The following is a 15,699-nucleotide window of genomic DNA, read 5'->3' as shown; positions in this document are numbered from 1 at the left end:
TTATCCGATCTCGATGGTCATCGTGTCTTCAGCGCGAAGGACCGAAATGAACCGCTTTTCGAGAATGACAATGCCTTCAATATATTTTATTTCAGCCTCGCTGAGATGCGCAGGCGGCTCGATCACCCTGTCCTTCTCAACGCTGACAACTCCCATAACCCTGTCGATGGTGGCGCCGATAAACCCCTGAGGCCCTTCTATGATCAGTATTTTTGCCTCTCTGCCGCCTCCGGGATTTTCTTCGGTCCCGTATTCCGGAGCCTCTCCTGTCTGTTTCAGATTCAGACGCGCCTTCAGGTCAAGGACCGGAATGATCTTCCCTCTCAGCGACGTAATGCCGATGACGTAGTCATGCATGGTCGGCACCTTTGTCATCTTCTGCAGCCTGAGGATCTCTTCAACTTCTCTGACCTTGAACGCAAACTCCTCTGCGCCAATACTGAAGGTAAGAAGTTCCACCAGGCTGTCATCATCCGACTGGCCGTTGCTGTCGGCTTGTGTACCGCTGCCGGACGCTTCCTGCGCGGGCGGTTCACTATTTTTTGTCTCAGGGCCAGGATGCTGATCTTCCTCAGGGACACCCTGTTCCCGGATCTCTGCCTTCACCTCTTCCTGAACCGAAGAATCAATAACAACATTCGGCGGAGCAGGCCGGTCTTCCGACCGCTTCCCGGCTTCCTGCTCCTTTGCCTTTTTTCTAATTCTCGCTATATCCATGCAGACTCATTTCCCGGGCAGCCGCATCAATGAACGCAGCGTCTATAATGACCGCTTCATGTGCAAAACCGTCCAGCAGCGCAGAAGTGGCAATACTGTTGATCAGCCGCGGCACCCCTTCAGAATAGGTGTGAAGAAGCTTCAGAGCTTCATCAGTAAACAGCAGATTCTCTCTTCCTGAGGTCCTCAGCCTGTGCTGAACATACTCCCGTATCTCATCCTGTCCGATAGGTCCGAGATGGTAATAGAGTCCTATACGCTGCTTCAGCGGAATATAGGACTTATGGTTCAGCCTTTTCCTGAGATCGGTCTGCCCCACAAGGATAAGACTGAGAAGATTCGTGTTGTCAAGCTGGAAATTCGTCAGCAGTCTGATCTCCTCAAACGTGTCCTTGCTGGGGATAAGCTGGGCCTCGTCGATGATGATGACAATAGAGGTGCCCGCCTCATACTCCTGGTATACTTTTTCATAGATCGCATCGAGCAGATCGGATTTGTACACAGAAGGGATATCAATATCGAGCCGCTTTGCGAGGGCACGCAGGAACTGGGCAGGCGTAAGCACCGGATTGATGATCGTCACGATCTTGTAACTTTCGCCAAGGATGTCCATAAGAGCCCTGGTGAGCGTTGTCTTGCCGCAGCCCACGTCGCCGGTCAGCAGGATGAGTTCCTTCTCTTCAACTGCATACTGGAGCCTCGCCAGAGCCTCCTCGTGGCTTCTGCTCAGAAAGAGGAACTTCGGGTCAGGCGTCTTGGTGAACGGCCGCGCAGTCAGTCCGTAAAATTTCTCATACATAGGCAGCCCCCTTCTGCTTCAAAAGGGATTCGTCGATCAGCGACTCAACATCAAGGACAAGGATCACCTCGTGCTTGCCGATCTCTGCAGCGCCGGCAAAACCCTTCAGTTTTTTCAGATATTCACCAAGGCTCTTGATGACAATCTCGTGCTGACCGAAAAGCTCGTCGATCAGAAGTCCGACCTTCCGTTCTCCGAAGCCCACGACCACGGCAAAAGAGCGATCATTCTGATCGCCCGGGAGCCCGAAAAACGTGCTGACCCGTATCATCGGCAGCATCTCGCCCCTCAGATAAATGACCTCTTTCCATTCGATCGTCTGGATATCCTTATGGTTCACGATCAGTGTCTCGGACATGGACGTAAGCGGTACGGCAAACTTCTCTGCTCCTACCCTCACGATCAGCGCCTTGATGATGGCAAGGGTTATCGGCAGCGTCACCATAAAGGTCGTGCCGACATTGGACTTTGTTTCAATATCGGCAAAACCGCCCAGTGCCGAGAGCTTTTCCTTCACCACATCCATACCCACACCCCTGCCGGACATCTCGCTTGCAACGTCCTTTGTGCTGAACCCCGGTGCAAAGATGAAATTGATGATCTCCTTATCCTCGAGTTCAACATCGTCATCGATGAGCCCTTTTTCGATCGCCTTTTTCCGCACCTTCTCGATGCTCACGCCGCTGCCGTCGTCCTTGACCTCGACAACAACATGGTTGCCCTTCTGATATGCCTTCAGGGTAATGGTCCCATGCTCCGTCTTTCCCTTTGCCTTCCGTTCTGCAGGCATCTCGATCCCGTGATCAATGGCATTTCTGATCAGGTGCATGAGCGGATCAACGATCTCTTCAGCCAGGAATTTGTCCAATTCCGTATCTTCTCCATACATCTGAAGGTCTATCTGTTTGCCGATCTCGCGCGAGTACCGCCTGACGATCTGCGAGAGCCTCGCAAAGATCTGGCCGATGGGGACCATGCGTATTTCAAGGACCTGGTCCTGAAGTTCAGCCAATCTCCGCTCCAGGGTCTGGGATATCTTGTGGACATCATAGACAAGGGATGTGTGGCCATAATTATCGATGAGTTCCGTACCGATCCTTTTCACTGCACCTTTGGCAAGTGTCAGCTCGCCGATGGTATTGAGGATACGGTCAAGCTTCTCGATGTCAACGCGGACCGTTGTTGATGTGCTTTTGAGGTGTGTATCCTGTATCTTCTGGCTGTCTGCGGCAGGCGCTGCAACAGGCACCGGCTGCGAGACCTTCGGAGCGGACAGCACCTCTATCTCGACATGGATCTCCTTCTGCAGTTCATCAAGGGGCCGGCGGCTGCCGAACATCAGATTAAACCCTATGGAACCGTCAGGCACATTCGACGATGTCGGGAGCGTTGAGATAAGCTCACCCAGGGTCTTGATGACTTTCGTCATCGACTCAAGCGCCGTGTCGAAGACGTCAAGACTGAAGACCGCCTTTGCGAGATAGATGTTCTTGCCATCCTTGATATTGGCCTTAAGCCGGTGCTCTTCATATTCCGAGAGCACCCTCATGATGGCAGGATCAATAACACTCTCAGCCGGCGCGGCCGCAGCCTCTCCCTGCTGCCCCTTTCTGAAGTTCTCAATGTCATTAAGATACGCAGAAACGTCATCATTCCCCTGCTCATCGCTGACACCCTCAACAAGATTGCGGAGGATATCGAGGTTTTTAAAGAGGAACGAAACAATAGCGTCGGTCACATCGACCTTGCCGAGCCTCACGTCGTCCATAAGCGCCTCGAGGGCATGGCTGAGCTTGGAGATGCCCTGAAGCCCGAAGAGGCCGGATACACCCTTCAGGGTATGCATTGCCCTGAAGAGGGCATTAATGGTGTCAGGATTGATGCCGGTGGAAACAGAGTCCTGGATCTCCAGGATCAGTCTCTGTGATTCCTGCAGGAGATCTTCAGCTTCTGCGATGAATTCTTTCTTGGAGGTGCTCATCGAACCAGCGTTTTCTTGATGATTTCCTGCAGCTCAGATGACTTGAACGGTTTTGTTACATAGGCAGTGGCGCCGAGGGCCATGCCGCGTTTCTTGTCCTCCTCACTCCTCTCCGTGCTGACAATGACTATGGGGAGATGGTTGTAGCGGGGGTTGTTTCTCACAAAATTGATAAGCTCAAGACCGTTGATGTCCGGCATATTGATATCCGTGACGATCAGGTCATACTCCTGCTGAGGCAGCATTTTCAATGCCTCAAAGCCTGAACCTGCCTCGACCGTCTCATACTCGCCGAGTTCGTCAATAACAGCCCGTATCAGGGCCCTCGTTGTAGCTGAATCTTCAACAATTAGAATGGTTTTCACAGAATCTCCACGGTTGCTGAAATTGTATCAGAACATCTTCAAAAAAATCTCTATTGACCTGCCTGTTACCCCCTGCCTTTTTCCATTTCAAGGATCCTTCTCTGGAGCAGCGATTTTTCGAGAGCAAGGCCTGCATGGCTGATGAATATCTCGAGCCCTTCGGTCTCGCCGATAGGATCCCGGGAAATGGCATTATCGCAATAGAGCACGGCAGCGACCTTGCCCTCTGCAACGATCGGGAAAAAAGCAGCTTCAGCAGGCCAGGGGCCGCCTATCTCATCCATAAAGTACTGGGTTACGTCATCGCTATCAAGAGGCCCCTTGTGCGGCATCTGTTCCTGGATGATCTTCTTCAGGAAGGGACTCATCTCAAGGGACAGCACAATACCGCGGATCTTTTCGTCAGCCCTTTCGACTTCTATGCCGAACTGACCAAGTCCGATGATCTGGTTCTTCCCTGCCATGAAAAGCACGCCCCGCTGAAAAATATCGCTCGCAAGCCTGAGCACCAGAAGCGTTATCTCAGAGGTCGAGTTCGGAAACCGAAGCTCCTGGGTCAGCGACTTGAGCGCGGTAATGTCCTTTCTCTCTGCAGCGGGTGTCTCGCCCCAGTTATCGTCCCAGCCGGAGCCTGCATCAGCTTCTTCTTTCTGTGCATGGTCATCTACCGTAAACGCCTGGGTAGGATCAAAAGACGACTCGGCTGATTCATCCTGCACCCGGGCGCCTTCCATGAGGAGATATTCAGGGCTCAGGCCTTTTGAAAGTTCCCAACCAAGATCCTGAAGCTCGGTCTTGTCTCCAATGGCAAGGTCATCAAGTTCAAACTGGAAATCGCCGTCTTCCCAGAGGAGCAGGCGGTAAATGACATGCTCGATCCTCTTTCGCGTTGCCTGCTCAAGGGCTTCCCTGCTGACAGCGCCAAGGTCCAGAAGGAGGTCAGCAAGAGATTGATCCGGCAGTTTCTTCTTCACCTCCACCGCCATCTGAAATACCGTTTCCCTGATCATGCCAGCCTTAAGCATGAAATCAGCCAGGGTGCCCTCAAGGTCATCGGTCTCGGCCCTCATAATAAGGCCGTTCTTAAAGACAATAAGCGCTGTGCCTTTTGTTCCTCTTACAAGGAATGTCCCTGTCTTCTTCCCGATGCTCAGGATCTGGAAAATATCGGCCAGGGCAAGATCCTCAAGCCTTCCGGCAAGGCTCATCGCACCTCCGCACCTTTGGGGATTACAACGACGCCGCCCGGGCTGACGCTGAACCGCTTCCGGTCCTCTTCAGGATCGTAGCCGATGGTCGTGCCTGCAGGGATATAGACATCTTTGTCTATGATCGCCTTTCGTATTCTGCAGTGCCTTCCGATCTCAACGTTCTCGAGGAGGATCGAGTCCCTGATCTCGACATAGCTGTTCACTCTCACATTAGGCGAGAGCACAGAACCCTGGACCCTGCCGCCGCTGATGATGCAGCCTCCGCAGACGACCGAGTCGAGAGCAACGCCCAGCCTTCCGCCCTTGTATTCCTGGGAAAAGACGAACTTCGCAGGAGGATACTGCCCCTGATAAGTCCGCATCGGCCAGCTGTCGTCATAGAGGTTGAACTGGGGATCAACAGACACAAGGTCGATATTTGCCTCCCAGTATGCATCGATGGTCCCGACATCCCGCCAGTATTTTGCGTCCTTCCTGTTCTCGTCCTTGAATTCATGGGCAAAAAGCCGGTTGGTCTTCAGCATCTCAGGCAGGATATTCTTGCCGAAGTCGTGGGCAGAGGACTTGCCTGAATCCGATTTCAGTTCGTTGATAATATCCCCGGTATTGAAGATATAGAGCCCCATGGAGGCATAGCAGTGGTCCGAATCTCCGGGAATGGTCTTCGGATCAGAGGGTTTTTCCTCAAACCCGATGATGCGCGAGTCAATGTCCACCTGCACAATACCGAATTCAGAGGCCATGGATTTCTTGACCCGTATGGTTGCGACCGTGCCCATGGCGTTCTTCTGCAGATGAAAATCGAACATCTCGGCATAATCCATTTTGTAGATATGATCACCGGACAGGATCAGAATATAGGGAGAATTCTCTTTCTCGATGACGTAAATATTCTGAAATACTGCATCAGCAGTGCCTTCATACCAGCGGTCGTCGATGCGCTGCTGGGGCGGTATGGTAAAGATGTATTCGCCAAGCTGGGGATTGAGCAGGTTCTCCCAGCCAAGCGCCAGATGCCGGTCAAGTGAGAGCGATTTATACTGCGTGATCACCGCGATCTTCCTGATGTCTGAATTAATACAGTTGCTGAGCGTAAAATCGATGATGCGGTATTTCCCGCCAAATGGCACTGCAGGCTTTGCCCTGTGGATCGTAAGAGGATGCAGCCGTTCCCCTTTGCCCCCGGCAAGGACCACTGCCAGCACATCCTTCATCATCTTTTCTCTGCTTCTTTCCCTGTTTCCCATCTCTGACCCCCGGAAATGCACGAAGACCTCCTGCAGTCCTTGCGAAAAAAGAACTTTTCGACTCAAGGCGAACAACCACGGCAGCAGGAATTGCCTGCTTACCTGATCTTTTGCTGCATATGAGGAGTATATCAGGGAAAATTCAAGAGTGTCAATGAGTTAGGGTCCTTATAGAGGACTGTTCAGGGACTCGGAACAGACGGATAATTTCATCAGAAAACGGATATCAGAAAAGGTTGCCATCTCGTGTTCTCAAAGGCATTCACCGCATGTACGCGACCATCTTTGAGCGGCGGAGACCGATTGTATGATATAGTTAAACAAGTGAGAAAAAGCCCTCCTGTCTTCTTTAAATGAATTATTCCCTATGCTTCTCTTATCAGACAGCCCCGCTTTTCATCGCAGAGATCTCACTATACGCCATTAACACTCGGCACTGGCCGCACTAACCTTTCTCAATGCGCAAAGCCTTTTGAGCATGCCGGGGTCATCGGGGTTTTCATAAGACGGCATTGCGCATGACAGGGATAAGCAATACAATGGTAATGAGAAGACCCCAAGTTATCTGAGACAGCGGGTTTTCATAACATTAAGGAGACCACACCGTTGAAGGTGAGCCCAAAAACCATGCTCGGAAGTCTGCCGCATCTGCGAGCGAGCTTTCGCGGAAAAGATCTGGCACAAAAGTGCGCTGTTTGCGAGCCTCCACTGCGCTCGGAATTGTTCAGCAGAGACCAGATGAAGCAGCATGGCAAGACCCTGGCAGGCATGCACAAATTGAGCCCGGAACACGGCCCGGACCAACTCCTGTTGCGATTGGCCGAAAATGAAGGCATCCTGACCGGAACCCGCACCCTGCTGATGGAGGCGGTCACGACCGATCGCCGGATCACGCCGGCAGGTGAATGGCTGCTCGATAACTTCTATCTGATCGAAGAACAGATCCGCACAGCCAGACGACATCTGCCGAAGGGATACAGCCGTGAACTTCCCCGCTTGATGAACGGTCTTTCGGCCGGGCTTCCGCGTGTATATGACCTTGCTTTGGAGACGATCTCCCACGGCGATGGCAGGGTGGACCCGGAAAATCTGAGCAGTTTCATTGCAGCATACCAAACGGTGAGTGTCCTGAAGCTGGGCGAATTGTGGGCAATCCCCATCATGCTGCGTCTGGCGCTGATAGAGAATCTCCGCCGCGTTGCAGCCAGGATTGCCGCTGACAGGACCACCCGGAACCTCGCTGATTATTGGGCAGATCAGATGACCGAGATGGCGGAGAGGGACCCGAACAGCCTGATCCTGGTGATTGCTGACATGGTGCGATCAGACCCGCCCATGGTGAGTTCGTTTGTCGCGGAATTTACCCGCAGGCTGCAGGGACAGAGCCCGGCCCTGGCATTGCCGCTCACCTGGATCGAGCAGCGTCTCTCCGAGTCCGGCCTGACCATAGAGCAGTCAGTGCATTCGGAGAACCAGCAGCAGGCCGCTGACCAGGTTTCCATAAGCAACAGTATCAACAGCCTCCGCTTTCTGGGGGCAATGGATTGGGTCGAGTTCGTCGAGAAGATGAGCCTGGTGGAACAGGTGCTGCGTCAGGATCCTGCAGGAGTCTACGGCATGATGGATTTTGCCACCCGGGATCAATACCGTCACGTTGTGGAGAAGATAGCGAAGAGCAGCCTGCTGTCCGAAAGCGAGGTGGCGCTCAAGGCCATTGGGCTTGCGGCAGCGCCTCAAGACAACGGACAAACCGCGAACAACAGGTCTGCGCATGTCGGGTTCTACCTGATTGACAGAGGCCTGCTCCAGCTTGAGCAGGCAGCAGGTCTGCGCCGTACTGCATCCGGGTATCTTAAGAGAATCAGCCACGCGTTTCCCTCGCCTTTCTATGTCGGTCTGATCGCTCTTATTACTATGTTCATTACCGGGGGCATCGCAGGAAAGGCATATGCCGGCGGGGCTCATGACTGGCTGCTTGCAGTGATCGGTCTGCTTTCCCTGCTCGGCACAAGCCAACTGGCTGTGGAACTGGTCAACTGGCTGGCTACGCTGCTGGTGACCCCTCGGCAACTGCCGAGAATGGACTTTTCCAGGGGGATCCCGCCGGAATCACGGACCCTCGTCGTGATCCCGACCATGCTCACAAGTTCTCAAAATATCGATGATCTGACAGAAGCCCTGGAAGTGCGGTTTCTGGCAAACCGGGATGCAAACCTGCACTTCAGCCTGCTGACCGATTTTCAGGACGCACCAGAAGAAACTCTGCCGGAGGACGAACCGCTGTTGCTGCTGGCCCGGCAGAGGATCGAAGAACTGAATAATAAATACAGGAGTACAAAAGGCGATACCTTTTTCCTTTTTCATCGCCCGCGGCGATGGAATCCCCAGGAACAGGTCTGGATGGGTTACGAGCGCAAGAGAGGGAAACTGGCTGACCTGAATTCCCTGCTGCGCAACAGGAGATCGGCTCATAATGACTTTTCGCTCATTGTCGGCAATACGGCAACCCTGTCCGGGGTAAAATACGTGATCACCCTAGATACGGATACGCAACTGCCGCGCGATGCAGCGCGGCAGTTTGCAGGAACTATGGCCCACCCTCTGAACCGGGCGCACTACGACAAGGTCAAACAGCGCGTTATTGCCGGGTATGGCATCCTTCAGCCCCGGGTCGGGGTCAGTCTGCCGGGCACAAACCGCTCGCGTTATGCACGCATGAACGGGAGCGATCCCGGCATAGATCCATACACGCGCGCGGTCTCGGACGTGTATCAGGACCTCTTCGGAGAGGGCTCCTTCATCGGCAAGGGGATCTATGACGTCGATGCCTTCGAACAGGCGCTTAACGGACGTTTCCCCGAAAACCGCATCCTCAGCCACGATCTTATCGAAGGGTGTTACGCGCGCGCAGGTCTGTTGAGTGACGTGATGGTGTATGAAGATTACCCGGCCCGCTACAGCGCGGACGTGAGCCGGCGACACCGCTGGATCCGCGGGGACTGGCAGCTTGTACGCTGGCTGCTGCCGGGAGTTCCCGGGTTTGACGGGCAGCGGCAGAAGAATCCTCTCTCTCTGCTGTCCCGATGGAAGCTTTTCGATAACTTGCGGCGCAGTCTTGTACCATCTGCCTTGACCGTTCTCCTGCTGCTGGGTTGGACAATGTTCCCCTCCGACTTGTCAGCGCCATTATTCTGGACCTTGACGGTTCTCGGCATCATGTTCATTCCTTCTTTGATAGGCTCTGCCGTGGACCTGCTGAAGAAACCGCATGATCTGCTCATTAGTCAGCATCTCGCCGCCGTGGGCCGTTCCGCGGTCAGGCGTGTTATCCAGGTTATCTTTACGCTTGCCTGTCTTCCGTATGAAGCGTTTTTCAGTCTGGATGCGATCCTGCATACGATTTGGAGAATGCTGATCACCCGCAGGCAGCTCCTCGAATGGAGTCCGTCAGGCGATCCGGATCGAAGCAGCCATCATTTCCGCATTGGCGGTCTTGCTGATGTGTATCGGACAATGTGGATCGCACCTTTTCTCGCTGTTGCAGCCATACTCTATCTGGCGCTTGCGAGTCCGGCAGCGTTAGAGGCAGCCGGGCCTGTGCTGGGCCTCTGGTTCGTCTCCCCTGGTATCGCGTGGTGGATCAGCCGGCCTCTCACCCGCCGCAGGGCGCGGCTGCAGCCTGAGCAGATCATCTTTCTCCGGAAGCTTTCACGAAAGACCTGGGCCTTCTTTGAGACCTTCGTCGGTCCTGATGATCACTGGCTGCCGCCTGACAACTACCAGGAGTATCGCGTTGCCACGGTTGCGCATCGCACTTCGCCGACCAACATGGGGCTTTCGCTGCTCGCGAATCTGTCGGCATACGACTTCGGGTATCTATCAGCCGGGCAATTCATCGAACGCACGGAGAATGCCCTGCGCACCATGGAATCCATGGAACACCACCGCGGCCACTTCTACAACTGGTATGACACGCAGTCGCTGAGGCCCTTGCTGCCCACATACATCTCGACGGTCGACAGCGGGAATCTCGCTGCTCACCTGCTGACCTTGCGGGCTGGCCTGCTCGCACTTCCCGACCATAAGATCCAGGGAGCGCAGGTATTCGAAGGGCTCAATGATACCTTCAGGATCCTTATGGATTCCATGGATTCTGCGGAAGTCATTTCTCCGAAAAAAAGTTTTCAGGCCGGCATGACCCAACTCCGGAAGCGCCTTGAGTCTGCATGCAGCACACTTCCGGAGACGCTTGAGGCAGCGCGCCTTTACCTGGAACAGCTGACAGTATCAGCCGCTGAGGTGCTTGACAGTCTCGATGCCCAGAATTCGAATCAAACTAATAATGTGGATCAGGCTGAGCCGGACAAGGAGGTCAGGTGGTGGGCAGACGCCTTTGCCAATCAATGCAGAACAGCCCTGGATGATCTGATGTTTCTTTCTGAGCCAGCCATGGACAGCAGCGGTCCTGTCCCGACACTGCGCGAACTGGCGGGCTTGGGCAGCCGGCGCGCCAACGAAAGAATTGAGGCCATCGAGAAGCTTGCACTTCAGTCAGCTGAACTCAGCCGCATGGACTATGATTTTCTGTTCGATCCGACGCGGCATCTGCTGGCCATCGGATACAATGTTGCTGAGCGTCGGACAGACGCGAGTTTTTACGATCTGCTGGCATCGGAAGCACGGTTGTCCTGCTTCGTAGCGATTGCGCAGGGACAGCTGCCGCAGGAGAGCTGGTTTGCGCTGGGGCGGCTGCTCACCAGCGCCGGCGGAGAGCCGATCCTCCTTTCGTGGAGCGGCTCGATGTTCGAATATCTGATGCCGCTCCTGGTAATGCCCACGTATGAGCATACCCTGCTCGATCAGACCTATAAGGCGGCAGTGGACAGACAGATCGAGTATGGAAAGAAACGCGGGGTGCCGTGGGGCATATCTGAATCAGGCTATAACACGGTCGACGTTCATCTTAATTACCAGTACCGCGCCTTTGGCGTGCCCGGTCTGGGACTCAAGCGCGGTCTTGCCGATGACCTGGTCATTGCGCCGTATGCCTCGGCGCTTGCATTGATGGTGGCGCCTGAGGAGGCCTGCCTGAACCTGCAGCGGCTCAGTGTTGAAGGCTTTGAGGCCCGCTATGGCATGTATGAAGCTGTCGACTATACGCCCTCGCGTCAGCGCCGCAGGGAACCGAACACCGTGATACGGTCCTTCATGGCACATCACCAGGGCATGAGCCTTCTCTCCCTGTCCCATCTCCTCCTGAGCCGTCCGATGCAGAAAAGGTTTGAGTCTGACCCACAGTTTCAGGCCACCATGCTCCTTCTTCAGGAGCGGGTCCCAAGGGTAACGGCTTTCTATCTGGAGACACCCGATATCTCCGACGTCCGGGAGACGTTTAGTGGAACGGAAATGCCGATGCGTATTTTCAGCAGCCCCAACACGCCGATGCCGGAGGTACAGCTGCTGTCCAACGGCAGATATCAGGCGGTGGTCACGAACGCCGGCGGCGGGTACAGCCGCTGGAAAGACCTCTCCGTAACACGCTGGCGCGAAGACACCACGTGTGACAGCTGGGGCACGTTCTGTTACCTGCGCGACGTGGCGAGCGGAAAGTTCTGGTCAACGGCATATCAGCCGACACTCAAACGGGCAGACACGTATGAAGCGATCTTCACGGACGCGCGGGCAGAGTTTCGGCGCCGCGACTTTGACTATGACATGCATACCGAGATCGTTGTCTCACCTGAGGATGACATCGAACTGCGCCGGACCCGCATTACCAACTCCGCAAAAACACGCAGGACGATCGACATCACCAGTTATGCTGAAGTTGTTGTCGCTCCGTCCGCCTCGGACGCCCTGCATCCGGCTTTCAGCAATCTCTTTGTGCAGACCGAGATCATTCGAGGACAGCGCGCGATCCTCTGCACCCGCCGGCCCCGTTCGCTTGAAGAGCAGACGCCCTGGATGTTTCACCTGATGACCGCACACGGGGCGGAGATCGCAGAGGTTTCCTATGAGACTGACCGCCTGAAGTTCATCGGACGGGGAAGGACTGTCGCCAACCCTGCAGCCATGAGCGGCCGTTCGACTCTCTCCGGAGCTCTCTCGGGTACCGAGGGTTCGGTGCTTGATCCGATCGTCGCGATCAGATACCGGATCACACTCGAGCCTGAGGCGTCGGCAACGATTGATATCGTCACCGGCATCGGGGAGACGCGGGATGCTAGCATGGGCCTTGTCGAGAAATACCAGGACCGGCGTTTTGCTGACCGCGTCTTCGATCTGGCCTGGACACACAGCCAGGTGCTCCTGCGGCAGCTCAATGTCACAGAGTCCGATGCGCAGCTTTACGGACGCCTTGCCGGCTCGATAATCTACGCCAATTCCTCGCTGCGCGCCGACGCGGACCTTCTCAAAAAAAACCACCGCGGACAATCCGGTCTCTGGGGCTACGCCATTTCCGGGGACCTGCCGATCGTGCTGCTGCGGATTGAGGACCCGGCCAATATCGACCTGGTGCGGCAGCTTGTCCAGGCCCACGCATACTGGCGTCTCAAGGGACTGACCGTGGACCTGGTGATCTGGAATGAAGATCACGCAGGATACCGGCAGCTTCTTCAGGACCAGATCATGGGACTCATTGCCGCAGGGCTTGAAGCCAGTGTCACTGATCGGCCTGGCGGCATTTTCGTAAGACTCGCTGAGCAGATATCGAACGAGGACCGCATTCTGCTTCAGACCGTAGCCCGCATCATCATCAGCGACAAGTGGGGAACGCTGGCAGACCAGATCAGCCGCCCGGGCCTCGTGAAAACAACATTACCGCGCCTCAGGACAACACGGACTCCCCGCCTTGAAATTTCCCCTGCCGTGGCTATGCCCCGCCGCGACCTGATCTTTTTCAACGAACTGGGGGGCTTCAGCCCTGATGGACGCGAGTACATCATTACGACGACGCGGGGACAGGTCACTCCCGCGCCCTGGGTAAATGTGCTGGCAAACCCGAACTTCGGGACGGTTATTTCGGAGAGCGGAAGTGCTTACACCTGGAGCGAGAATGCCCACGAATTCCGCCTCACTCCCTGGAGTAATGACCCGGTATGCGATTCCGGCGGAGAGGCGTATTATATCCGTGATGAAGAGAGCGGCCTTTTCTGGTCCCCTTCTCCGCTGCCCAGCCGTGGTCTCGCGCCGTACATCAGCCGTCACGGGTTCGGATACAGCGTCTTTGAACACACGGAGGACGGTATCCGTTCCGAGATGTGGGTTTACGTGGCCATAGACGCATCGATCAAGTTCACGGTTTTGAAAGTGAGGAACGAGTCAGGCCGGGCACGCCGTCTCTCGGCCACCGGGTACGTAGAATGGGTGCTGGGGGATCTGCAGCCGAAAACAAGGATGCACATAATCACCAAAGTCGACTCCAATACCGGTGCGCTCTTTGCTCTCAACCCGTACAACACCGAGTTCGCTGACCGCACCGCTTTCTTCGACGTGGCTGATGCAGCCCGGACCGTAAGCGGCGACAGGACCGAATTCCTTGGCCGCAACGGTACGCTTCGAAACCCGGAGGCCATGTCCCGAGCGCGGCTTTCCGGCAAGGTGGGAGCTGCTTTGGACCCGTGTGGCGCTATCCATCTGCCCTTTGACCTGACCGACGGACAGGAGCGCGAGTTCATCTTCATGCTCGGCGCAGGACGAAACGCGGATGAAGCCGGCAAGCTGGTGCGCCGCTTCCGCGGACCTGCTGCAGGCCGCAGAGCTCTCGAAGCGGTCTGGCAATACTGGAATCACACCCTCGGCGCAGTACAGGTGGAAACACCTGATCAATCCGTCAATGTGCTTGCCAATGGCTGGCTCTTGTACCAGACCATGGCCAGTCGTCTCTGGGCACGATCCGGATACTACCAGTCCGGCGGCGCCTTCGGGTTCCGCGATCAGCTGCAGGACGTAATGGCGCTCATCCATACAGAACCACGACTGGTCCGCGAACAGATCCTTCTCTGCGCAGCCCATCAGTTCAGAGAGGGAGATGTGCAGCATTGGTGGCATCCCCCCTCGGGGCGCGGCGTACGTACACACTGTTCCGACGACTTTCTCTGGCTGCCGATGGCTGCTTCCCGCTACGTTCTGAGCACCGGGGACACCGGCGTATTGGATGAACCCGTCCGCTTCATCGAAGGACGGCCCGTCGGCTCGGAGATGGACTCATACTACGATCTTCCGCATGCTTCTGACGAAACAGCTCCTTTGTACGAACACTGTGTGCGAGCCATACTGCATGGTCTCAGACTCGGCGGGCACGGCCTGCCCCTGATCGGCTCGGGCGATTGGAACGACGGAATGAACCTCGTAGGAGAGCACGGTAAAGGCGAAAGCGTCTGGCTCGGTTTCTTTCTATATGACATACTCACGAGGTTCACTGCGATTGCACACCTCCGTGACGACGTGGCCTTTGTCGGACGCTGTCAGGAGGAAGCCGCGAAACTGCGCAGAAATATCGAGGAAAATGGCTGGGACGGCGAATGGTACCGCCGCGCGTACTTTGACAACGGCGCGCTGCTGGGTTCTGCTGGTAATGCCGAATGCAGGATCGATTCGATAGCCCAGAGCTGGTCTGTCCTCTCGGGCGCCGGGAATGCAACCCGCTCGCGAACTGCCATGGAATCGCTGGACAAGCGCCTCGTGCGGCGTGACCACAATCTGATCCAGCTTCTGGACCCTCCTTTTGACAGATCGGATCTGAACCCGGGCTATATCAAGGGATACGTCCCGGGTGTCCGGGAAAATGGCGGTCAATACACGCATGCAGCGATCTGGGCGGCAATGGCGTTTGCTCAACTGGGCGACAGCAAACGCGCATGGGAACTGGTTGCGATGATCAATCCGATAAACCATGGGAACTCTCTTGATAAGATCACAACGTACAAAGCAGAACCCTATGTTGTCGCGGCAGATGTATATGCGGTCTCTCCGCACATCGGCCGCGGCGGCTGGTCATGGTACACAGGATCATCAGCCTGGATGTACAGGCTGATCCTTGAATCACTCCTCGGACTCAGACTTGAAACAGACAAACTGCGTTTTGCGCCATGCCTGCCCGCGGATTGGGAGTCGTTCAAAATACATTACCGGTACAGGGAAACGGTATATCACATTACGGTAATGCAGACGCACAGCAGAAGCGCAGCAACGGTAATTGTGGACGGCGTTGAACAATCCAATCTGGCCGATAATGCCATTACACTTCTTGACGACCGCCAGGAACATGCGGTCGAGGTGAGGATACCGGCGAATGAAGATAAGGGAGAGCTGCCGGTGTGATCTGAGAACGCTATTTTCTTTTTCTATCCCCCGGGTCTTTCCGGGCGGTGTGGGT

Annotated in this window: 7 protein-coding genes; 1 reads left to right on the top strand and 6 read right to left on the bottom strand. The window is 55.3% G+C overall.

Annotated elements, in window-relative coordinates:
- From HZB62_14540 to glgC, 6 genes are all read right to left on the bottom strand, one after another.
- Complete coding sequence (locus HZB62_14540) at positions 1-717, bottom strand: purine-binding chemotaxis protein CheW (GenBank protein ID MBI5076366.1); 717 nt, start codon at positions 715-717, stop codon at positions 1-3.
- The gene (gene tadA, locus HZB62_14535) at positions 698-1,516 is read right to left on the bottom strand and encodes a Flp pilus assembly complex ATPase component TadA (GenBank protein MBI5076365.1); all 819 of its coding nucleotides are present in this window, start codon (positions 1,514-1,516) and stop codon (positions 698-700) included. The genes HZB62_14540 and tadA overlap by 20 nt, the downstream gene beginning before the upstream one ends.
- Positions 1,509-3,497, bottom strand: coding sequence for a chemotaxis protein CheA (locus tag HZB62_14530; protein ID MBI5076364.1), 1,989 nt, complete (start codon positions 3,495-3,497; stop codon positions 1,509-1,511). The genes tadA and HZB62_14530 overlap by 8 nt, the downstream gene beginning before the upstream one ends.
- Positions 3,494-3,862 carry a response regulator gene (locus tag HZB62_14525; protein MBI5076363.1) on the bottom strand — a complete coding sequence of 123 codons (369 nt, stop codon included), beginning with the start codon at positions 3,860-3,862 and terminating at the stop codon, positions 3,494-3,496. The genes HZB62_14530 and HZB62_14525 overlap by 4 nt, the downstream gene beginning before the upstream one ends.
- 65 nt (positions 3,863-3,927) lie before the next feature.
- The gene (locus tag HZB62_14520) at positions 3,928-5,070 is read right to left on the bottom strand and encodes a DUF4388 domain-containing protein (GenBank protein MBI5076362.1); all 1,143 of its coding nucleotides are present in this window, start codon (positions 5,068-5,070) and stop codon (positions 3,928-3,930) included.
- A complete protein-coding gene (gene glgC / locus HZB62_14515; protein MBI5076361.1) occupies positions 5,067-6,320 on the bottom strand; it encodes a glucose-1-phosphate adenylyltransferase in 1,254 nt (417 codons plus the stop codon). The genes HZB62_14520 and glgC overlap by 4 nt, the downstream gene beginning before the upstream one ends.
- 627 nt (positions 6,321-6,947) lie before the next feature.
- Between glgC and HZB62_14510 the strand changes: the two genes are divergently transcribed.
- Positions 6,948-15,644: a cyclic beta 1-2 glucan synthetase gene (locus HZB62_14510; protein ID MBI5076360.1), complete on the top strand. Its 8,697-nt coding sequence runs from the start codon at positions 6,948-6,950 to the stop codon at positions 15,642-15,644.
- Positions 15,645-15,699 lie beyond the last annotated feature (55 nt).

The sequence above is a fragment of the Nitrospirota bacterium genome (assembly GCA_016214855.1).
Lineage (GTDB): Bacteria > Nitrospirota > Thermodesulfovibrionia > Thermodesulfovibrionales > UBA6898 > UBA6898.
Note: the sequence above shows the minus strand (reverse complement) of the source record. Positions and strands in the feature narration are given on the sequence as shown.

What these genes read in the sequence shown, in the direction of transcription:
- tadA (MBI5076365.1), bottom strand. Translation starts at nt 1,516, where the DNA reads ATGTATGAGAAATTTTACGGACTGACTGCGCGGCCGTTCACCAAGACG.
- HZB62_14540 (MBI5076366.1), bottom strand. Translation starts at nt 717, where the DNA reads ATGGATATAGCGAGAATTAGAAAAAAGGCAAAGGAGCAGGAAGCCGGG.
- HZB62_14510 (MBI5076360.1), top strand. Translation starts at nt 6,948, where the DNA reads ATGCTCGGAAGTCTGCCGCATCTGCGAGCGAGCTTTCGCGGAAAAGAT.
- glgC (MBI5076361.1), bottom strand. Translation starts at nt 6,320, where the DNA reads ATGGGAAACAGGGAAAGAAGCAGAGAAAAGATGATGAAGGATGTGCTG.
- HZB62_14520 (MBI5076362.1), bottom strand. Translation starts at nt 5,070, where the DNA reads ATGAGCCTTGCCGGAAGGCTTGAGGATCTTGCCCTGGCCGATATTTTC.
- HZB62_14530 (MBI5076364.1), bottom strand. Translation starts at nt 3,497, where the DNA reads ATGAGCACCTCCAAGAAAGAATTCATCGCAGAAGCTGAAGATCTCCTG.